Origin of the sequence: Geosporobacter ferrireducens, assembly GCF_001750685.1 — a bacterium.
In the GTDB taxonomy this organism is placed as follows: domain Bacteria; phylum Bacillota; class Clostridia; order Peptostreptococcales; family Thermotaleaceae; genus Geosporobacter; species Geosporobacter ferrireducens.
In genome coordinates, this window is the sequence record NZ_CP017269.1 from 352,288 (window position 1) to 373,190 (window position 20,903).

Annotated in this window: 27 protein-coding genes and 1 tRNA gene; all 28 read right to left on the bottom strand. The window is 35.4% G+C overall.

Annotated elements, in window-relative coordinates; translation table 11 throughout:
• Positions 1-2: 2 nt before the first annotated feature.
• Positions 3-440 carry a signal peptidase II gene (lspA, locus tag Gferi_RS01770; protein WP_069973981.1) on the bottom strand — a complete coding sequence of 146 codons (438 nt, stop codon included), beginning with the start codon at positions 438-440 and terminating at the stop codon, positions 3-5.
• A 93-nt stretch (positions 441-533) separates the two neighbouring features.
• A complete protein-coding gene (locus Gferi_RS01775) occupies positions 534-899 on the bottom strand; it encodes a hypothetical protein (protein WP_069973982.1) in 366 nt (121 codons plus the stop codon).
• A gap of 10 nt (positions 900-909) precedes the next feature.
• Complete coding sequence (locus Gferi_RS01780) at positions 910-1,584, bottom strand: TraR/DksA C4-type zinc finger protein (protein ID WP_069973983.1); 675 nt, start codon at positions 1,582-1,584, stop codon at positions 910-912.
• Positions 1,585-1,596: 12 nt separating this feature from the next.
• Complete coding sequence (locus Gferi_RS01785; protein WP_069973984.1) at positions 1,597-1,878, bottom strand: DUF5665 domain-containing protein; 282 nt, start codon at positions 1,876-1,878, stop codon at positions 1,597-1,599.
• A 211-nt stretch (positions 1,879-2,089) separates the two neighbouring features.
• Positions 2,090-2,791, bottom strand: a complete 702-nt coding sequence (locus Gferi_RS01790; protein ID WP_069973985.1) for a 5'-methylthioadenosine/adenosylhomocysteine nucleosidase — start codon at positions 2,789-2,791, stop codon at positions 2,090-2,092.
• A gap of 111 nt (positions 2,792-2,902) precedes the next feature.
• Positions 2,903-3,376, bottom strand: a complete 474-nt coding sequence (locus Gferi_RS01795) for a DivIVA domain-containing protein (RefSeq protein WP_069973986.1) — start codon at positions 3,374-3,376, stop codon at positions 2,903-2,905.
• 13 nt (positions 3,377-3,389) lie between these two features.
• Positions 3,390-4,175 (bottom strand): YlmH family RNA-binding protein, encoded by a 786-nt coding sequence (locus tag Gferi_RS01800; RefSeq protein ID WP_069973987.1) that lies wholly within the window; start codon positions 4,173-4,175, stop codon positions 3,390-3,392.
• A gap of 13 nt (positions 4,176-4,188) precedes the next feature.
• Positions 4,189-4,452, bottom strand: a complete 264-nt coding sequence (locus tag Gferi_RS01805; RefSeq protein WP_069973988.1) for a YggT family protein — start codon at positions 4,450-4,452, stop codon at positions 4,189-4,191.
• A gap of 19 nt (positions 4,453-4,471) precedes the next feature.
• Complete coding sequence (locus Gferi_RS01810; protein WP_069973989.1) at positions 4,472-4,912, bottom strand: cell division protein SepF; 441 nt, start codon at positions 4,910-4,912, stop codon at positions 4,472-4,474.
• Positions 4,913-4,925: 13 nt separating this feature from the next.
• A complete protein-coding gene (locus Gferi_RS01815) occupies positions 4,926-5,621 on the bottom strand; it encodes a YggS family pyridoxal phosphate-dependent enzyme (protein WP_069973990.1) in 696 nt (231 codons plus the stop codon).
• Between the two features lie 18 nt (positions 5,622-5,639).
• Positions 5,640-6,905, bottom strand: a complete 1,266-nt coding sequence (locus Gferi_RS01820) for an HlyD family efflux transporter periplasmic adaptor subunit (protein WP_069973991.1) — start codon at positions 6,903-6,905, stop codon at positions 5,640-5,642.
• A 156-nt stretch (positions 6,906-7,061) separates the two neighbouring features.
• Positions 7,062-7,445, bottom strand: a complete 384-nt coding sequence (locus Gferi_RS01825) for a hypothetical protein (protein WP_069973992.1) — start codon at positions 7,443-7,445, stop codon at positions 7,062-7,064.
• A 137-nt stretch (positions 7,446-7,582) separates the two neighbouring features.
• Positions 7,583-7,659 (bottom strand) — tRNA-Pro (locus tag Gferi_RS01830).
• 331 nt (positions 7,660-7,990) lie between these two features.
• Positions 7,991-9,469 (bottom strand): stage IV sporulation protein A, encoded by a 1,479-nt coding sequence (gene spoIVA / locus Gferi_RS01835; RefSeq protein WP_069973993.1) that lies wholly within the window; start codon positions 9,467-9,469, stop codon positions 7,991-7,993.
• Positions 9,470-9,675: 206 nt separating this feature from the next.
• On the bottom strand, positions 9,676-10,704 hold the full coding sequence (locus tag Gferi_RS01840) for an NAD(P)H-dependent glycerol-3-phosphate dehydrogenase (RefSeq protein WP_069973994.1): 1,029 nt from the start codon (positions 10,702-10,704) through the stop codon (positions 9,676-9,678).
• 16 nt (positions 10,705-10,720) lie between these two features.
• Positions 10,721-11,314 (bottom strand): glycerol-3-phosphate 1-O-acyltransferase PlsY, encoded by a 594-nt coding sequence (gene plsY, locus Gferi_RS01845; RefSeq protein ID WP_069973996.1) that lies wholly within the window; start codon positions 11,312-11,314, stop codon positions 10,721-10,723.
• The gene (gene der, locus Gferi_RS01850; protein ID WP_069973998.1) at positions 11,314-12,636 is read right to left on the bottom strand and encodes a ribosome biogenesis GTPase Der; all 1,323 of its coding nucleotides are present in this window, start codon (positions 12,634-12,636) and stop codon (positions 11,314-11,316) included. The genes plsY and der overlap by 1 nt, the downstream gene beginning before the upstream one ends.
• Before the next feature lie 2 nt (positions 12,637-12,638).
• Positions 12,639-13,979, bottom strand: coding sequence for a DUF512 domain-containing protein (locus Gferi_RS01855; RefSeq protein WP_069973999.1), 1,341 nt, complete (start codon positions 13,977-13,979; stop codon positions 12,639-12,641).
• 129 nt (positions 13,980-14,108) lie between these two features.
• Positions 14,109-14,303 (bottom strand): capping complex subunit for YIEGIA, encoded by a 195-nt coding sequence (locus Gferi_RS01860; protein WP_069974001.1) that lies wholly within the window; start codon positions 14,301-14,303, stop codon positions 14,109-14,111.
• A gap of 13 nt (positions 14,304-14,316) precedes the next feature.
• Positions 14,317-14,445, bottom strand: coding sequence for a YIEGIA domain-containing protein (locus Gferi_RS27930; protein WP_236932678.1), 129 nt, complete (start codon positions 14,443-14,445; stop codon positions 14,317-14,319).
• 2 nt (positions 14,446-14,447) lie between these two features.
• Positions 14,448-14,651 carry a YIEGIA domain-containing protein gene (locus tag Gferi_RS01865; protein ID WP_069974002.1) on the bottom strand — a complete coding sequence of 68 codons (204 nt, stop codon included), beginning with the start codon at positions 14,649-14,651 and terminating at the stop codon, positions 14,448-14,450.
• Between the two features lie 132 nt (positions 14,652-14,783).
• Positions 14,784-15,434, bottom strand: coding sequence for a phosphate signaling complex protein PhoU (gene phoU, locus Gferi_RS01870; RefSeq protein ID WP_156782307.1), 651 nt, complete (start codon positions 15,432-15,434; stop codon positions 14,784-14,786).
• A gap of 23 nt (positions 15,435-15,457) precedes the next feature.
• Positions 15,458-16,210 carry a phosphate ABC transporter ATP-binding protein PstB gene (gene pstB / locus Gferi_RS01875; protein ID WP_069974003.1) on the bottom strand — a complete coding sequence of 251 codons (753 nt, stop codon included), beginning with the start codon at positions 16,208-16,210 and terminating at the stop codon, positions 15,458-15,460.
• 247 nt (positions 16,211-16,457) lie between these two features.
• Positions 16,458-18,233, bottom strand: coding sequence for a two-component system histidine kinase PnpS (pnpS, locus tag Gferi_RS01880; protein ID WP_069974005.1), 1,776 nt, complete (start codon positions 18,231-18,233; stop codon positions 16,458-16,460).
• 9 nt (positions 18,234-18,242) lie between these two features.
• Positions 18,243-18,935, bottom strand: a complete 693-nt coding sequence (locus Gferi_RS01885) for a response regulator transcription factor (protein ID WP_069974008.1) — start codon at positions 18,933-18,935, stop codon at positions 18,243-18,245.
• Positions 18,936-18,964: 29 nt separating this feature from the next.
• Complete coding sequence (gene pgeF / locus Gferi_RS01890; RefSeq protein WP_069974010.1) at positions 18,965-19,780, bottom strand: peptidoglycan editing factor PgeF; 816 nt, start codon at positions 19,778-19,780, stop codon at positions 18,965-18,967.
• A 119-nt stretch (positions 19,781-19,899) separates the two neighbouring features.
• Positions 19,900-20,355, bottom strand: a complete 456-nt coding sequence (nrdR, locus tag Gferi_RS01895; protein WP_069974012.1) for a transcriptional regulator NrdR — start codon at positions 20,353-20,355, stop codon at positions 19,900-19,902.
• Between the two features lie 157 nt (positions 20,356-20,512).
• Positions 20,513-20,782 carry a YlmC/YmxH family sporulation protein gene (locus tag Gferi_RS01900; RefSeq protein ID WP_069974014.1) on the bottom strand — a complete coding sequence of 90 codons (270 nt, stop codon included), beginning with the start codon at positions 20,780-20,782 and terminating at the stop codon, positions 20,513-20,515.
• Between the last annotated feature and the right edge of the window lie 121 nt (positions 20,783-20,903).

The window sequence follows — 20,903 nt, forward strand, 5'->3', positions numbered from 1 at the left end:
TCTTATAAAGAGGGCTCAATAAAAATCAAATAATAGCTGAGCAAAAATGCACCTATTACAATTGCCATGTCTGCAATATTAAAAACAGGCCAAATTCTAAAATCAAAAAAATCAATTACATATCCGTATGCCACTCGGTCAATAAGATTTCCCACCGCACCACTTACAATAAGTGATAAGCTAAATTTAACGATAGAATGAATACGCGGTTGTTTCCGTAAAAAAATAATAATTCCAATCAACACAGCAGTAGTCAAAACAATAAAAAATAGTTTTTGGTGCTTTAATATCCCAAAGGCCGCACCAAAGTTTCTAACATATGTAAGATGAAAGACATTTTCAATAATAGCAATAGACTCATTTACCATGAATCGGTTTTTCACCATATACTTTGTTATTTGATCTAAGGCTAATAGTGTGATAATAAGGAAATAATTCATGCGACCCCTCCCTAATATTTGTCTCTATGATTATAACATAATTCTTTTGCTGTTATAACTAAAAAGAATAAAAAGTGAAGCAGCGCTCCACTTTTATACTTCTCCGCCATTATCCTGGATCTGTTTTTTTACAATATCTTCTTCTCCTTCTTCCACAGTAACAGAAACCATGATATTTGCATCCGTGATTTCGGAAAACCCTGCCATTCCACTTACATGAGGATCTGCTGCAAGCATTGGTCTTGCCTCCATGGAAAACTCTCCTTCCCCAGGTTTAAGAACAAGTGCAGACAAACTACCTTCATCTCCGCCGAGTACGTTTTCTCGTATTTGATCGGTATTCTTGGGAAATCTATCAATTATATCCAGTGCAGCATTTTTATAACCCTGTTTTTTGAGCTGATTGTAAGTCTTTTGTGCATCATATATGGATTGAAAATACCCCGTTACTCTTATCATTTTATCTCACCTATTTTCTTTTCTTTTGATGATCTGGTATATCATCCCGCTCTAATCCTGGAATCTGTCCTCTATAATATTCTTCAGAAATTTGCTCTACTTCTTGAACGATTCCACTTTCCCCTTCATCGAAATCCCCAAAATAATCGCCTGTACTATCGGACGGATCATTCGGAACGTCATTAAATCTTACTACAGCCTGCCAGCTGTCTTCACCATCAAAACCATTATAATTTTCATCGTTATCCTTATAGCTTCTTCCAAAAGGAGGATACAATACCTCTTCTTCTACCGGCCTAGTGTCTACTTCCTTATGAATAGATAATCCCTTATTATCACAATCCATGCATTGAATCGCCGTAGGCAATATCTCCAGCCTATCCTCAGGGATCTCTTTCCCACAAGTAATACAATTTCCATAGCTTCCGTCTGCAATTTTATCAAGTGCCTGATCAATTTCCTTTAGACGAAGTGCTTCGTTATTTTTCAGATTAAAATTCATTTCCATTTCATAGGTTTCTGTTCCAATATCCGCAGGATGGTTATCATAGGCAGACAGTTCATCAAAATATTCTCTTAAAGAAGCATTTGGCTCAAACTCATCCATTCTTCGCAGCGTATCCTCTACCTCTTTTTTTTCATTCATTAACAATTCTTTGTAATGATTTAATTTTCTTTTGTTCAATGGCTTGCCTCCTTATCGATAATTCTCAATAATGTCTAATAGATTTGCTATGTATTGTCCAATCAATGGCAAATTGACGGTTTGACGCATAATGTAAAATAATACAGCCGCTAGAGCGGTAAGTCCGATGGCAGTCCCCAAGCCGCGGGCTAAGCCGCCGATAAAGTTGGTATATAATAATTTTTTGGGATTATTTATAATATCCACGTAATCAGCTAACTTCATACGTTCTAAATTTGTAGCAATTTTTTCTAAACGATCTTCCAGTTCCTCCAATTTTTTATGCTCGTTCATAAATGCTCTCCTCCATCATGCTCTCTTTCTTTATATCTATTTCTATTTGCAAGAATTATATGATTATATTTTTTTCTTTCAAAGAATTCCTATACGGATTCATTGTGTTATTACCCAACTTTTAGACTTAATATATAATAAATAAACAAAAAAGATAGGGGAATCCCTATCTAATGTATTTATAGCTATTACTTAGCTGCAGCAATATTTGTTACATATGTTGTATCATATCGATTACGATTTGACTCGAATGATTGGCTGCTTGATGAACAAACTCATTAAAATTGACATGTGCACTGCCATCAGCTTTATCCGACATGGCTCGTATAATCACAAAAGGAACTTGATTCAAATAACAGGTATGTCCAATGGCAGCACCTTCCATTTCTGTGCAATAACCCTGGAACTCCCCCCATAATAAATCTTTCTTCTCCCTGGAAGCTACAAAAATATCTCCTGATAAAATACGCCCTACCATGGTTTTATGATTTTCATTTTCTTTTTTGCTGGCATTCAGTGCAATGTCTATTATTTTTTTATCAGCCTTAAAAATATATTCATCCATTCTCGGAATCTGCCCAAGTTTATAGCCGCCAAAACCGGTAACATCAAAATCATGCTCAATAACATCTGAAGAAATCACAATGTCTCCAACAGATAATGCATCATGTACTGCTCCTGCTACCCCTGTATTAATTATCGTAGAAACATCAAAATTACTAATAAGTATTTGGGCACATACCGCAGCATTTACCTTTCCAATACCACTTCTTACAAGTACCACAGCTTTATCCTTTAATTGCCCCTTATGAAATTTCATTCCCGCAAGTTCGATCGTTTCTGTCAGTTCCATTTTTCCTTTTAAAATATGTATTTCTTCGTCCATCGCACCAATAATGCCTATTATACCCATTCTTTTATTCCTCCTATATTTTTTCAAGTGTTAAATTTTATAATATCTCTTGGTTTTTGTTACAATCATTTAAAGAGGAAATCCTCGTTCCAAAAAACGAGGACAAACTAATTATTCTGCATCATCGTCATCATTGATAATCTCACTACATGTAGTGGTTACCGCTTCTAGCTGTGCTTCTAACAATGTTTTAAATCTCGTTCTAAAGATTTGCATCTGCTTTTTAACTTCCTCGTGCTCTCTGCGTGCTTTCATAATTTCCTGATTGGCCTGCTCAATGATTTTACTGGCACGATCCTCTGCTTCTTTAATAATCAGCTCGGCTTTTCGATGTGCATTTGTGGCAACTTCTTCCGCCGTACTTTGCGCTACGATCAATGTATTATTTAATGTCTTTTCCAAATTGGCATATCGCTCAATCTGCTCATTCAACAGTGTAATTTTATCCTTCAACTCTATATTTTCCTTGTAAAGCTTTTCATAATCAACAATGATACGATCTAAGAATTCATCTACTTCACTTTCTTTGTAACCCCTCATGACCTTCTTAAATTCTTTATTTTGTATCTCTAATGGTGTAATCACATGAACCCCTCCCCTATATCAGTCTCTTGATCACAACTTTTAGTCTGTCCTTCTTCGTCTTGCTTCCAACCTCTTCAAGTATGATTCTCCCTTTTCCCTTCAAGGAGATAACGTCACCTGATTTTACTTCATAATCCATACGATTTGTTGCTCTCCAATTGACCTTTACATTGTCATGATGAATAAACTTAGATATCCCGCTCCTTGATTCTCCAAATCCCAATGCCAATATGCTATCCAATCGTAAAGAGCTCACGGTACCCACAATTTGCTTGGATTGTTCCGTTGGCTTTTGCAGCGTATCAAAGGCCGCTGGTTCTATATTGATCTTATATCTTGATATTTTCTCTAAACTTATGCAGAGAAAGCTGCAGATTTCTTTGAAGGTAATAAAATCTATTTCCCCTTCTCCTGCCAATATATCTCCGATTTTTTCTCTTTTAATTCCCAATCCCAGCACTGCTCCCAAGACATCCCTATGCGTAATATCTGCTTTAGAAAAATTTCCAGTGATTCGGAGGGCCTCCAATGGATTTTCCAATGCATATGCTGTCATGGTCTCGGGATAGATTGCCAAAACATTTCTCTCAGCATTTTCTATGCCCCCAAAAGTACAATAGGCTACATCTTGAAGATTATCTAAAACATTTTTGCAAAGGGTAATCTGATAAGGATCTAAAAAGTCCGTATAATAGGGTGTATACTGTTTTGCCACTCTTTCTGCCTTATCCAGCATTCTTAAGACTAGAAGCTTATCCTGCACATGAGTCAAATGTCTTGTCAACTTTTCTTTATCCATTAATTATTTACCTCTATAATAGGCTGATGATAAAATTTCGCACGATACTCAAGGTAAATACAGCCAATATTGGTGAAAAATCAATAAATCCGCCACCTATACCTAAGCGTATCAACAAGTTTCGAAAAGGTGCTAAAATTGGTTCTGTTAATTGATGTACCAGTTTATAAACTGATCCATAGGGATTTAAGTTTATCCAAGACATGATAATCCTTGCGATAATCAAAAAATCCAATACCCGGAAAAAATAATCTACCGACTGTCTTATAAGCCACATAAATTTCACCGCCTAAAATCTATTTTTGCCAAGGAAATAAACCTTTATTTCTTAATTCTTCCCTTATATTTCCAGAAATATCCACATTGTTTGGTGCCAATATAAATATTCCCTTTGATACCTTCTGAATATTTCCATCTAATGCATATACTGCTCCATTTAGAAAATCAAAGATTTTTTTTGCTAATTCCTGATCTAAGGTTTCTAAATTAATGATCACCGGCTTGCGGTTTTTGAGATTATCTACAATACTGGGAGCCTCCTCAAATTCACTAGGCTCATAAATTACTACCTTCATTTGCGTTGTTGTATGTATATTTACAATCTTGTTTTTCTTGCTATTCAGGGGAATAATTTCTTCATCTTCTTCCACAGAGGTTTCTACAAAATCGTCATCGTCCTCCTGATAATCATCTAGCCCCATGAAATATTTTACCTTATTGAGAAATTTATTTGACATATACCTTCTCCTTTCACTTTCGATAAATTCTACTTCCAAAAATTGCAGTTCCAACCCGAATTATATTTGCACCTTCTTCAATGGCAACTTTATAATCATTTGTCATTCCCATTGATAAGTATTTCATCTCTATACCCGGTAGATTCTTAGCACGAATCCTTTCAAAAACTTCTTTCATCGTATTGAAATAGGGCCTTACCTCCTCAGGATCTTCCTTATAGGGAGCAACAGTCATAAGACCCTTCACCTGAATGTATGAGAAAGGCCGTAATGCCGCTACAAAATCATATACCTCATCTGGTTCGATTCCGGATTTGGTTTCTTCTTGTCCTATATTTACCTGTACCAACACATCAACGGCACGATTTATCCGCTCAGCCCGCTTTTGTATCTCTTCTGCAAGGCTGATACGGTCTAATGAATGAATTAATTTTACCTTATCAATAATATATTTTACTTTATTCGTTTGCAAATGTCCAATCATATGCCAGTTTATAGGAGAAACGAGGGTGTATTTATCCATTATTTCTTGCACCTTGTTTTCTCCAATATCCGTAATCCCATTTGCAATTGCTTCATTAATTCGCTCAGGCTCTATGGTTTTTGTAACTGCAATCAATTGAACCTCTTCTGGTTTCTTTCCTAACTTTTTACATGTATCTGCAATTTCCTGTCTTATATCAGTGATGTTATCTGTAATTTGGGACATAGCTTGCCTCCTCGGTAATTAATAAATCATCTGCCCTTCCTTAACGCGTGAAGGATTTTTAACAATTTCATCATACAGTTTGATCGTATCTACTGCCTTTTGTTGGTCACCTTCTATTTCGTAAAACACATTACTATGCACAATCGCGGATACTTCATCATACCCTTTTACTTTTACCGGTTTAAAGGTAGCATTTCGATTAATATCCAATACCAAAACGCCTTTTTTGCCATCTTTCTCTAATATGCTTTCTTTTGGAACTTTAAGTCCTTCATAATTCAATACGACTGCCTCTAGATCTATATTTCTGGTTTTATAAAATCCCTCAATATATTCATCTATTTTAAAAATAACAGCTATATTTTTATCATTTTCAATAACTCTAAATATTTGTCCCTTAATTTGCCCTTGAGGAAACTTAAATTCAATGGTTCTTCCTACTTTATATTGATCTAACAAGCCTTTATCCAGCCAGGTAACCATATACCAAATATTATTATCCACAATTTTGAACAATGGCTGGGTACGGATCACTTTTTGTACGCGCAAATCCGTTATTTGAGGTTCAATCTTACTAATCTTCTCATATTCCAGCGCTGCCATATTAGATGGATTTAATATGGATTCATATCCATCAATCTGATAGCTGACAATTCCAGGCTCAGGACTTAACATCCAGCTGATAGAATTATTAATCTTTTTTTCCAGCTGTTGCTGTTCCTGCTTTAGCGCTTCTAAGTTTTTACCCGCGAAGCTTTTGTCTCCTGCGATAATACGTTTTTTATCCAATTTGCTTGTTAATTCTTTTTTTAGTTCTTCTACCTTTAGTAGATTGCCTTTCTCATTATATTCTTTCAACTGGGATATGGTTTTATGAATTTCTGTATCTAACTTTTCAACATCCCGCTCAAATAGGTTTTCCTTATTCTCATTTAGATTCTCAATTCTTTGATTGACGACTTCCAGCTTCTTTCTGGTAGCATCGTCTACCGCATCCTTATAAATCTCAGCTATTTTATATCCTTTTTTTACCCGTTCTCCTTCTTGCGCAAAATATTTAATTTCACCCTCTTGATTTGATTTAATAAGTTTCTCGTTCCGGATAATATAACAAGTCATTTGATGAATGATCTGTATGCTATCATATTTTACAACTTCTGTTTCTGCAGCAGAAGACATTACAATGGGCGCAAAATGGATTAACAGATATAACACAATCGTCCCAAAGAAAAGATAAGGAAAAATACCTACTCTTCTTTTTTTCTGGTTCTTTTTATCACTCACTACCTTCACCTACAATAAGTTTGATTGGTTTCTATCACTGTATAATTCTTCATTTTCACAGTTTTTCCTGCATGCAGCCTGTATAAATTTTAATTAGTAACAAAGTACTAGAATCTTAATCTTATTCTATTAATGAAAAAAAGCACCTAAAGGTGCCTAAATAATTTTGAAGAACTTTCCGTATCTACTGATAATTTTAAAATTTTTTATGTCCTTGATCGATATTGCTTCAACCCTCTGATATTCAGTAATCATTAAAATGCTATTATTTGTCATTTTTGCACCGAGAACCGTTCCCTGAAGTTTATGATTTTCATGAATACAAATCTTCATCTCATCGCCAGCCATGATTTCCGCGTTTCCCAGTTTAAAATGCTTTAGCTCGACTTCATCCAAATCCTCCTGTGTTACTCCTTTACAGTCAATCATAATCACATTATTCAGTAAATAATATTTTTCTTTAATCGTAACCATAAAATATCCTAATAATGTAACAAAAAACAGCATCTGTAATGAAAGCAGTATATATTGTGTATACATTTTCTACTCTCCTTTTACAATTGAAATCATAACTATATACTACACTTTACACGATCGATAATCAATATTTTTTAAAAATCTAAAGAACAAAAATAAAAAAACATCAAAGCTGATAGTAAGCCTTAATGCTTTTCTGTTGGTCTGAGTGGGGAGACTTGAACTCCCGGCCTCTAGAACCCCATTCTAGCGCGCTACCAAGCTGCGCCACACCCAGATGAAAAAATTTACTTTACCTTTTTATTTAGCGAATGGGCTTTTCATGTATTTAATATTATAAAACAGGGATATCAATTTTGCAAGCATTTTTTTGATTTCCGAAAATCAAAATCAATCTCATCAATATCTTGCACCGATCTGCGATCTTATCATTTTATAGGATATGCAGTTAGATAAAGAATTATCCGCCATATTCTCCAATATTTGTATCACTTTTTTCAACTGTTTCATTCAATAAAAGTGACTTTGTTGCGGAGCAGAGAGGATCTTGCGAAGAGTTTATCCACAAACTGAAAAAAATAGATAGGAAAACCTATCTATTTTTTTACTTATAGGATAATACAGATTAAACCACCGCTGCCCTCATTGATTACCTTCTGCAGTGTTCTCTGAAGCTTGCTCCGTGCATCCTCAGGCATCATAAACAGTTTATTCTGCAGCTGTTCCTTTACCATATCATGCAGCGATTTTCCAAACATGTTTGTTTGCCAGATTTTTGTTGGGTCTGCTTCAAACTCATTCAGAAGATACTTTAGTAATTCTTCGCTTTGTTTTTCTGTTCCAACTACTGGTGATACCTCTGTTGCAATATCAGCTCGAATCAAATGCAGAGAAGGCGCATTGGCTCTCAGTTTTACTCCAAATCGATTGCCTTGTTTGAATATTTCAGGTTCTTCCAGTTCTAGTTCTTCCAACCTTGGCGGCACTAAGCCATATCCAGTTTCCTTAACATCTAATAATGCTTGCTCAACGCGATCATACTCTCGCTTGGCCCTTGAAAATTCTCGTATGAGTCCTAGTAATTGGTGATCTCCTTCGATTTTGTAACCCGTCACCTCTTCTAATATATTATAAAATAGTCCTTCATTTGTTTTCATTCGAATGTGAACAATACCATTTCCCAACTGAATATCACTTAACATTGCTTCTGAGATCACATCAATTTCCATGAATTTACTGGCGACTTCTCTTACATCATTAATTTTTGATACGTCTTTTGCCCACTGTTTTACAGATTGCACAATCTTACTCTTCAACCAATGTGTACTTTCAAGACCTTCAACCCATCCAGGGAGCGTAATATTGATTTCTTTAATCGGAAATTCAAATAGTACATTTTCTAAAATGTCATTAATATGCTCCATACTCATTTTTGCACAGTCTGCAACCAATACAGGAACAGCGTATTTTTCTTCCAATTGTTCTCTTAATGCAAGCGTACCTTCCTGATTTGGTCTAGTTGAATTCAATAACATAACAAAAGGTTTTTTTAATTCTTTCAACTCTTTTATGACTCTCTCTTCTGCTTCAACATAATTCTCTCTTTCAATATCTGTGATGCTGCCATCGGTTGTAACTACCAAGCCAATTGTAGAATGATCCGTAATTACTTTTTTCGTTCCAATTTCTGCTGCTTCCTCAAAAGGAATTTCTTTTTCAAACCAGGGTGTTGTAACCATCCTTGCTTTCCCATTTTCTTGATGTCCAATAGCACCATTTACGAGATATCCTACACAGTCTACCATGCGCACCTTAAATTTTGCATTGTCTTTTAGCGTTAACTCTATCGCTTCGTTTGGTACAAATTTAGGTTCTGTTGTCATAATTGTTTTTCCCCCGCCGCTTTGGGGCAATTCATCCTTTGCTCTTTCTTTTCTGTACGAATTTTCGATATTGGGCAAAACCAATAAGTCCATAAACCGTTTTATGAACGTTGACTTCCCAGTTCTTACTGGTCCTACAACCCCGATATAGATATCTCCTTGCGTTCTTTCAGCAATATCTTTGTATATATCGAACTTTTCCAAATTCTTCCCCTCCCTTATGGATAAAATTTTCATGATTATATTAATATTTATGTTCTTCTCTTCAAAAAATGCTCTTACTTACAGGGTTTGTTTAACAATATATATATATGACAAGGTACTATTCATTATTCCAATGATTGCAATGAGAATAATGAAAAAGATACCTAATACAATTCTATTAGGTATCTTTTTCATTCATGCTTTCTCTACCATTCAATTTGCTGATTGCCTACGATTTCTTCCAGTTCATGGGTTCTACTTCTTAACATAAGATTTATAACTGCTTCCCGCGCATCGCTGTCTTCATAGAGTATCTTATAGATCTCTGTTGTTATCGGCATCTCCACTTGGAATTGCTGTGATAATTCATATGCAACCTTTGTTGTTACAACACCTTCAACGACCATTCCGATTGATTCAATCGCTTCCTGCGCTTTTTTGCCTTGCCCGATCTGTATACCACATCTGCGATTTCTGCTATGCATACTCGTACAGGTTACGATTAAATCCCCGATTCCAGTCAAACCTGAAAAGGTATTGATATCCGCCCCCATTACAGAGCCTAATCTAGCTATCTCTCTAATTCCTCTTGTCATCAATGCAGCTTTTGCATTGTCACCAAATCCCAATCCATCGCAAATCCCTGCGCCAAGGGCAATAACATTTTTCAATGCTCCACCTAATTCGATTCCAATAACATCTGGATTGGTATATATTCTTAATTTCGGTGTAATAAAAACATCCTGTACAAATTCCGCAACGTTTTTCTTTGTTGAACCTACTACCAAAGTCGTAGGCATATCTCTACAAACCTCTTCTGCATGGGATGGACCTGATAATACGGCAAACGGATTATTCGGCAGTTCTTCCTTTATCACTTGTGAGATTGTTAGATGGCTTTCATTTTCTAAACCTTTAGCTGCATTTACAATGACCTGATCCTTTTTTACCGCATCTTTAATGCTATGTATAACTTGACGAACCGACTGGGATGCCACCGTCAGCAAAACAAGCTCTGCTCCGTGTATTGCCTCTCTCAAATCTCCATATAATTTTATATTTTCTGGCAGGATTACACCGGATAGATATCTTACATTTTCTCTGGATATTTTCATTTGTTCTAGCTGCTTTCCATCTCTCATCCATAATCGCACTTCATGCCCCTTTTTAGAGAGGGAAATAGAAAGGGCAGTTCCCCAGCTTCCTGCCCCAATTACACAGATTATATTTTTCATTACTTCAGCACCTCATCTATCTTGTTCTCGATTTTTGCCCTATTTTTGATTCCGTACCGCTCAAAAGCCTTTGAATGTTTTGCCTGTGTTGGAATATTGCCATCAAAGCCAATACTAATCCAAATACAAAATATTTAAAGCCTGAAAATATAAATAATATTGGGAGTAAGCTTATTGCTGTGATTGATCCAAGAGAGACATACTTTGTTTTTACCACAATCATAATTCCTATAACAATACAAATAAAAGCAACAATCGGGTTTACTGCAATACCAACACCAATGCTGGTTGCGATCCCCTTGCCTCCTTTAAATCCAAATAACAGCGGCCAATTATGTCCTATAATTGCAGCAATTCCGCATAAAAGTACCGTATCTTCACCGCCAAGTTTTCCTCCGATCCATACGGCAAGCATTCCTTTCAACGCATCTCCAATGAAGGTAATCAGCGCGGGCTTAAAGCCAAGAGTTCGTAGGACATTGGTAGATCCCGCATTTCCACTGCCGTGCTTTCTAATATCAATATTCGCCCATAGTTTTGATACGATCATAGATGTAGAAAAGTTCCCGATCAAGTAGCTGATCAAAATAGCTACGCTCTTCATAAACATTATTCATCCCCACCTTTTTCTCTATATTCAATAAAAATAGGTGTGCCTTCGAAGCCAAAAGCATCTCGAATTTTGTTCTCTAAATATCTAGTATATGAAAAGTGTGTCAGTTCTCTATCATTAATAAAGAAAACAAACCTGGGCGGTCTAACGGCTACTTGTGTTCCGTAGTAGATTTTCAATCGTCTTCCTTTGTCAGATGGCGGTTGATTTAAAAGAATCGCTTCACCAATTATGTCATTCAATACCCCTGTTTGCACTCTAAGCGCATGCTGATTTGACACAAACTTAATAGTTTCTAATATTTGTGGAATTCTCTGTTTTGTTTTTGCAGAAACAAAAAGAATCGGTGCATAGGGCATATAGGATAATTCATTTCGAATTTCTTTTGTGTACGTATTCATTGTATTGGTCTCTTTTTCAATCGCATCCCATTTGTTTACTACAATAATACTGGCTTTTCCCTGTTCATGGGCGTAACCGGCAACCTTTGTATCTTGCTCTGTAACACCTTCTGTAGCATCTATTACAATTAAGCATACTTCAGCACGCTCAATAGCAGTCAGAGATCTTATAACACTATATTTTTCAACATTTTCATTTATTCTACTTTTTCTTCTGATTCCAGCTGTGTCAATAAAAACATACTTATCTTCTCCCTGGGTAAAGGGTGTATCAATGGCGTCCCTTGTTGTCCCTGCAATATCACTGACGATCACTCTTTCCTCTCCTAAAATAGTGTTAATAATTGAGGATTTACCCACATTGGGTTTGCCAATGACAGCAACCTTTATCCGATCCTCTTCGTAGTCATCTCCGCTGTCGTCAGAAAACCTATCTACAATTTCATCCAACAGATCCCCTAAGCCTAATCCGTTAACAGAGGAGATTGCTAACGGATCTCCTAAACCTAACTGATAGAAATCATAAATATTCCCTGTGAAATGCTGTGCATCGATTTTATTTACTACAAGGATCACTGGTTTGTTTGTCTTTCTAAGCATATTCGCCACATCTTGATCCGAAGCTGTCAAACCTTCCTTTCCATCCACCATGAAAATAATTACATCTGCCGTCTCAATTGCAACCTGTGCCTGCCTTTTCATTTGTGATAAAATGATATCATCAGACTTTGGCTCAATCCCTCCTGTATCAATTAATGTAAATTGATTATTTAACCATTCTACCTCTGTATAGATTCTATCCCTTGTAACACCGGGCTGATCTTCTACAATAGATATTCTTTTTCCAGCTATCTTATTAAAAAAAGTTGATTTACCTACATTCGGCCTGCCTACTACTGCTACTACTGGTTTAGGCATTTCTACACCTCCATATTTCTTTCGTCATTTATGATCTTATTGATAAAATCCAACCCACTAACTTCTGCAATGATTACTGGCACATTTAAGATTCGTTCTAATTCATCGGTGGTCTTATCATCTAATAAAATATTCTCTCCTGCCTTGAACATACTTGAAGGCAATATTAGTTTGACTCCTAAGTGTTTATGGCGTAAAGCTTTTATAATATCACTGCCTGTGATCAAACCTGACACTGTGATGGTGTTTCCAAAAAAGTCGTTGTGAATCGGATAAACTTGTATCTTAATAGGTTGTAGATATCTCTCAATTTCAGCACATAATTTTTTCATAAAATCGCCCGCAGAAATACCTGTTGCCACACTTACAATCTTTTCTTTGACATCCCTGTTTTGTATTGAAGGCAAATGTTCTTGTACTTCTTTATAAAACTTTGCCATTAATCCCACGCCGTTTTCCAGTTGTGGAAAATCTTCATAAGCTTCATAGGTTGGAATTTCTTGCTTTGCAGTAACATAGAACTCATCAGAAAGAAAAATAAATCGAGAACCAATTTCTTTCAGAAGCTTTTTTTGCCAACGATGAATTTGATGAATGGTTTCTTTTGCTTCCTTTTCATTAAAACATCTTAGCGGATATAAATTTTCCCTAAAATGGGTGAGTCCTACGGGAACAACTGCCACACTTACCATCGCAGGATAAAGACGGGAAAGATCTTCGATCGTTTTGTCCAAATTTTTTCCGTCATTTATCTCAGGACAGAGTACGATTTGCCCGTTCATTCTAATTCCTGCATCGGACAGTTTTTCTAAACGTTTCATAATGTTGCCAGCAGTTTTATTATTTAACATCTTCTTTCTCAGGTCTGGATCTGTAGTATGTATAGAAATATTGATGGGACTAATCCGATATCTAATGATTTTTTCTATATCATTATCAGACATATTTGTAAGCGTAATAAAGTTTCCTTGTAAAAAAGATAATCGGGAATCATCATCTTTAAAATATAAGGTTTTTCTCATGTCCTTGGGGAGTTGATCGATAAAGCAAAAAACACACTTGTTTCGACAGCTTTTCGCCTCATCAATAATAGGATTCTCAAAAACAATTCCCAAATCTTCATCATATTCTTTTCTTATAGAGTATACCTTTAGACTTCCGTCTTCCTTTTCAATTTCAATCTCTAACTCTTCCTCTGCCAGCAGAAACATATATTCAATAATATCTTCGATAGTCTGGTGATTGATTTTTAAAAGCTTATCTCCTTTTTTAATACTTAATTTTGCAGCAATGCTATCTTCTATTACCTCACATATAATATTTCTGCCTTGCACTTCTTCCATGACTCCACCCACTTAATATCAAGTTTTAGTACCTGGTGCTATATATTATACCATAAAACAAATTTTTTTTCACTCGCTTCGTAATATTATCATCTCATACCTATCTTTGTAAAGTCAATGATTATCAAATTAATGTTTTACAACTACGTAGCATCCATTCCCTAAATCATGAACCATACCTGTAGTAACTTTTGACAGATAAAAAGCAATAGTTTCCTGCTGTTGTTCCGTTTTCGCATAAAAAACCGGAACAGTAGCTGCTGACAAAGCATTTTCTTCTCTTGCAATGATTGCAATCACATTATCCTTAATGCCAAAATCCACAAGAATCCTCCTCCTATCTATCAGCTGCCTTCGCCCATACTTTAGACTGTAATGGTTTTCTCTTTGTAGTTTCTAATACCGGTGTTCTCTTTACCGCTTCAATGAGGAGATCAATATCCCTTTCCATAGGTACAATGCTCACGACTATATTTCCTTTTTCAAGATTTCTCCTAGCCATGCTGGTATTGCTACTGATCCTAATGCAGCTGCTATGACTCCTAATGTAAGATGTGAAACCAGGCCTTGAGGATAACTGGGATATTGCCTATAATCGATGCGCATCATATAAAAACGGGCAATCATTCCCATAACCAAAGGTACTAGAATCGTAAGTGTATATTCCTTCATAAATTCCCTCCCAATTATTTTCTTTCTTTGTTATATTATTTACTTTACAATCTCTTTTATAAACATTTCACAAATAAATCAAAGAGACAGCCTTACATTAGGCTGTCTCTTTGATTTATTTGGTTTCGATTCTTATTTCATCCAATAGTCACCGGTCTGAATATAGACTACTTTCTCACAAACATTTTTTGCATAATCAGCGATTCTCTCAATATGTGCACAGATAAATAAAAAACTTGTTGACTGTGTTATTTTTCTTGGATCTTCTATCATATAGGTGAGCAGTTCCCTATAAATCTGGCTATAAATTTGATCGATGGTTATGTCTAATAGCCAGGTTTCTTTTGCCAATTCAATATCTTTCTTAACAAAAGCATCTAAAGATTTTTTCACCATATCTGCTGCCAGATCTGCCATTCTTGGTATATCAATTAGCGCCTTCATGTATTTTTCATTTGCTAATTGGATCGTAATTTTTGCAATATCTACAGAGTGATCTGCCATTCTCTCCAAATCTACAATTAGACGCAGAATAGAGCAAATTTCCCGTAAGTCAATTGCCATAGGTTGTTGTGTGGCAATCAATTTAATACACCTATCTTCGATATCTTCTTCTATTTGATTAATATATTGATCAGACTCAATAACTTTATTGGCTAACTTAACATCTTGATCCTTTAAGGATTTTATAGAATCTAAAATCGCTTCCTCTACCATGCTTCCCATTTTTAACAAATCATTGTGTAATTTCTCCAATTCATTGGTTAGTTGTGATCTTGGCACCGTTAACGACCTCCATTTTTATTTTAGCCGAATCTTCCTGTGATATAATCCTCTGTCCTCTTGTCTCTTGGCTTTGAAAAAATATTATCTGTAAGATCTGTTTCAATGATCTCACCATTTAAAAAGAAGGATGTATAATCTGATACGCGACCTGCCTGCTGCATGTTGTGAGTTACAATTACGATGGTATATTCCTTTTTTAGATCCTCTAATAAGTCTTCAATTTTCAGTGTTGAAATAGGATCTAATGCAGAAGTAGGCTCATCCATCAGGAGTACATCCGGTTCAACAGCTAAGCATCTGGCTATACATAAACGCTGCTGCTGCCCACCAGAAAGACCTAGCGCCGGTTTGTCCAAGCGATTTTTTACTTCTTCCCACAATGCTGCACCCCGCAAACTTTTTTCAACAATCTCATCTAATTTGTGCTTATCCTTAATACCATGAATCTTGGGACCATAAGCAACATTTTCGTAAACTGTTTTTGGAAAAGGATTTGGTTTTTGGAATACCATTCCTACATTTTTTCGCAGCTGAATCAAATCACTTTTTTCACTATAAATATTCACACCATCCAATAATATTTCTCCTTCAATACGTACATTATCAATCAAATCATTCATACGGTTTAATGTACGTAGAAAAGTTGACTTTCCGCATCCAGAGGGTCCGATTAATGCCGTAACCTTATTCTTCCGAATAGGAATGTTAACATCTATTAAGGCCTGAAAATCTCCATAATATAAATTTAAATGATTTACTTCAATTTTTGTCATACAAAAAAGCTCCTTTCCCATCTTCAGGGCAATGATTTATCCGATCTTCTGTTTGGGTTTCCTTTACTCTCTACTATTTTATTTTGATTTTTTTATATCCTGATTAAAAGTAGGTTAAATCCATGTTAAGTTTTTGAGATTCAAAAATGCAGTATCTATTCTCAAAGCAGCAAGCTTACCAAAACTTAATATTCTTATAAACTAAAAAGAAGACGATATAAGAATCGTCTTCAGGTTGTTTATTTTATTATGATAAGGGAATTCTGACAATAAATTCAGAGCCTTTTCCCAGTTCACTATTTACTTTGATTTCCCCATCAAAGGATAACACAATATGCTTTACGATCGCTAACCCTAAGCCAGTTCCACCTGCTTTTTTAGAACGCGCTTTATCTACTCTATAAAAGCGTTCAAATAATCGGGGAATATCTTCCTTTGGAATACCAATCCCCGTATCCTTAACCGTAATAATGATATTCTCATAGCGCTTATAAGCCAGAACTTTTACGCCCCCCCCTTCTTGTGTGTATTTAATCGCATTGTCTACTAAGTTAATCATCATCTGTTTAAACCAATCCGGATTTCCGTAAATTTCAGGCAGCGAGCCGTCTAGCTCAAAAGATATCTTTATTTTTTTTTGTTTCGCCAATCCATCAACCATTTCTCTGATTTCTTTAATAGCCTCATTTACTTTAATTTTTTCCTTTGTAAAGCTTAAGCGGTCATGTTCGATGGCTGACAAACTTAACAAATCGTCTATCAGCCGGGAGAGTCTTTCTGTTTCAATTTCTATAATGTCTAGAAACCGATTTCGAACTTTCTCATTATCAATTGCACCATTTTTAAGGGTTTCAATAAATCCGGTAATAGAGGTTAACGGTGTTTTAAGCTCATGGGAAACATTAGCAACAAAATCAGACCGCATTTTTTCAAGTTTTCTCATTTCAGTTACATCCTGAATTAATGCCATAACACCAATAATCCGATTTGGGTCCATATCTAGTCTGATAAAGTTGGTATATATTTTTAAGATTTTTGGTTCTGGATAATCAATTGTAATTTCCCTTTGTCCGATATGGTTACTGTTTAAGATGTCTTGTAACACATCGTGAAGCTTATTGTTCCGGATAACTTCCAGAATGTGTTTTCCCATTACCTGCTCATTTTCAATCCTAAATAGAGCTTTCGCTACAGGATTCATAAGCATAATCTTATAAGATTTATCTATCGCAAAAAGTGCTTCATTCATACTTGCAAGGGTTGACTGCAGCTTTGTATTTTTATCCCATAGTTCAGAGATCGTTTCATTCAATTTTTCTGTCATAATATTAAAAGTATCAGCCAATATTTTAATTTCATCACTGGTGTTCACATAGACGCGATTGTTTAATGCTCCGTTGGCTATATTCTGAGCTGTCCTAGTGATTTCTTTAATGGGTTTCGTGACGCTATTGACATACCGATATCCTAATATGGTAGCAACAATCATCCCGCAAAAAGCAGCAATCAGTACATTCTGCATAAGCATAAAATTAATACGGTTAATCTCTGTCAGTGGAAACGCCAATCGCGTTATCGTATATATCTGCCCATCCAGCATTAATGGCACAGCTACATAAATATAGTTTACATCCGTTGTGCTGCTTGTTCTTTTACTTTTACCTACTTTGCCCGAGAGTGCCTCTTGAATTTCAGGTCGATAGAGGTGATTCTCTATTTTTTGGATATTTTCCGGTTTAACCTCTGAATCACCGATTACTTGTCCAGTTAGATTGATAAAAGTTACTCTGGCATTGATTTCCTGACTGTATTCATAGGCTAACCTGGAATAATCTAACTGTTGCAGTTTATCCTCGTAAGTTCTTTGTCGTAGAAATCCATTGATTAAATTTCCATAAGCTACCAGCTTGTCTTCTGTATTCTCCATATAGCTTTTTTGCATAAAGCCCAAAGATAAGAGTCCTGTAATAATAATACCCACTAAAAATAAAAGGGTATAGGTTAAAAAAATTTTTCTTTGCATTGATTTCACCTATTTCATCTTATATCCGATTCCTCGAATGGTTTCAATATATACAGGGTGCCGGTCATTATCCTCTATCTTTTTTCGCAAATGCCGAATATGCACATCAACGGTTCTTGTCTCCCCGAAGTAATCATAACCCCAGACTTCATCCAGCAGAAAATTTCGGGAGAGTACTTTTCCCTTATTCTCTGCGAGAATCTTTAGCAATTCAAATTCCTTTAAGGTTAATTCAAAAACCTTTCCGTTTTTTGTAACTTCATGTTTTTCTGTATCTATTACGATATCATGGCATCGAATGATTTTGCCCGCCTCTTTAGGTGTTTCTTCAAATCTCCTTAATACAGCTTTAATTCTAGCAGTTAGTTCTCTAACACTAAAAGGTTTTGTAAGATAATCGTCTGCCCCCAATTCTAAACCTAACACCTTATCCGTTTCCTCTCCTTTAGCGGTAAGCATAATAATCGGAATTTTACTGGTTCTACTATTTGATCTAATCTTTTTACAAGCTTCAAAACCATCTATCCCAGGCAGCATTAAATCTAATAAAATCACATCTGGAGCCTCATCATCCGCAATCCGGATTGCTTCTTCTCCATTATCTGTGGTCAATACATCAAACCCACTGTTCTCTAGATTAAATTGTATCAGCTCTATAATATGATGCTCATCATCTACAACCAATACTTTCTTCCTAGCCATAAAACCGCTCCCTCCAGTGTTCTAATATACTATTTTAGCTGTAAAACTGCAGCCATTCTTCCTGTTATTCCCTCTTCTGACCTATGGGAAAAAAACAGATGATTGTTACAGTGGGTACATAAGTTGCTTATTATAATATTTCTTTGTAAAATCCCTATTTCCTCTAACTGGTTTTTGTTCGCTTCCCATAAGTCCAGGTTGTATCTATTATTTTCTTTGAAAAATACGTATTTGCTAAGGTTTGTAAAATTTTGATTAAATTTATTGATTACTGGTTCGTCAACTTCATAACAACACTTACCAATTGAGGGTCCAATCGCTGCCAAACAGTTCTTCGGCTCTGTGCCAAAAGACTCTTGCATTTTCAAAATAGCCTTCTGAGCAATTCTAAGAACCGTTCCTTTCCACCCTGCATGCACCAGTCCTATTACTTTGTTTACAGGATCCAAAAGATAGATGGGAACACAGTCAGCGTAATGGGTAACTAAAGCAATTCCTTTTTCATTTGTAATCATTCCATCTACTTCAAAAATATTACTATCTCTTATGATTCCCTTTCCACGATCAGCTGTTGTAATAATTTTTATGTTATCTTTATGTACTTGATCTGAAAGAACACTATTTTCTATGGGTATATTTATCGCTTTAAAAAGTAATTCATAATTTTTTTGAATATTAGCTCTGGAATCCGCTGTTTTCACCCCCAGATTTAACGAAGAATAGGGTTTTTTGCTGACGCCGCCAATACGACTGGCAAAACAGCTGATTACCAAACCTGTTTCCTCAAAAGCAGGTATTGAAAAGTATGTTATTCCACAGTTTTTACGCATATTCAATTCATTCATATTTTTTCTCCTTTAGCCAGCAGAATAAACATATAATAGCAAGTCGCTTGTCAACTTGCTATTATTTTGCCCCTGATTTATTCACTCTATTGCTCATGATGAATGAGCTATCTAGAGCTTTATTTTTCATTTAATAATTTTTTTAGTTCTTCCAAAAAAGTATTAATATCTTTAAACTGTCTGTATACAGATGCAAATCTTACATAGGCAACCTCATCTAAATCCTTCAAATGATTCATTACCAATTCTCCAATAAATATACTGGTAATTTCCTTATCCATAGTATTGTGAAGACTTCTTTCTACATCATCTATGGTGTGCTCTATATCTTTCATTGAAACAGGGCGTTTTTCACAAGCACGGATCATACCATTTAAAACTTTGTTTCTGTTATAGGCTTCTCTTGTACCATCTTTCTTAATTACGATCAACGGAATCTCTTCAACCTTTTCATAGGTCGTAAATCTTTTTTTACATTTGCTGCATTCTCTTCTTCTTCGGATAGCTTGTCCTTCTTCTGTAGGTCTGGAATCTACTACCTTCGTTTCAAAATACTCGCAGTATGGACAGTTCATCGCGTCTCCCCCTATATGTGACTATTCTATAGTCGAAACATATCTTACTCAAATTATAATATTTCATATAGGGGATGTCTACTGTGAATTTTTTGATTGTCCTATATAAGTACCTTAGAAGCTTTTAATTATTCCTTTTCTTTTGAAAGCACAAGCTTTACTCGTTTTCTTCTAAATCGGCAGGCAAGATTACATCTTTGAGTTCAACTAAAATCACATCCATCCCTATTTTTTTTATTTCATGCCAAGTAATTACAAAATCATTTTCCTTCCCGAAGAAATTTAAAAACTTACCAGGTCCAGGAACGATCAATGCTTCAATTCTCCCTTTTTCTAAATTAACTTCGATATCAGATACAAAGCCTAATCTCCTTCCGTCAACAATGTTAATAATTTCTTTTTGTCGCAGATCTGATGTACTAATCATTTAATCACCTTCTCATCTTTATTATAAGTATTTAAAAACTACTATTCTTTCTATATCTATGTATATAGAGCTTGGAAACAATATATGATCATAAAAAAACAAAAGCAAAATAATTTGCTTT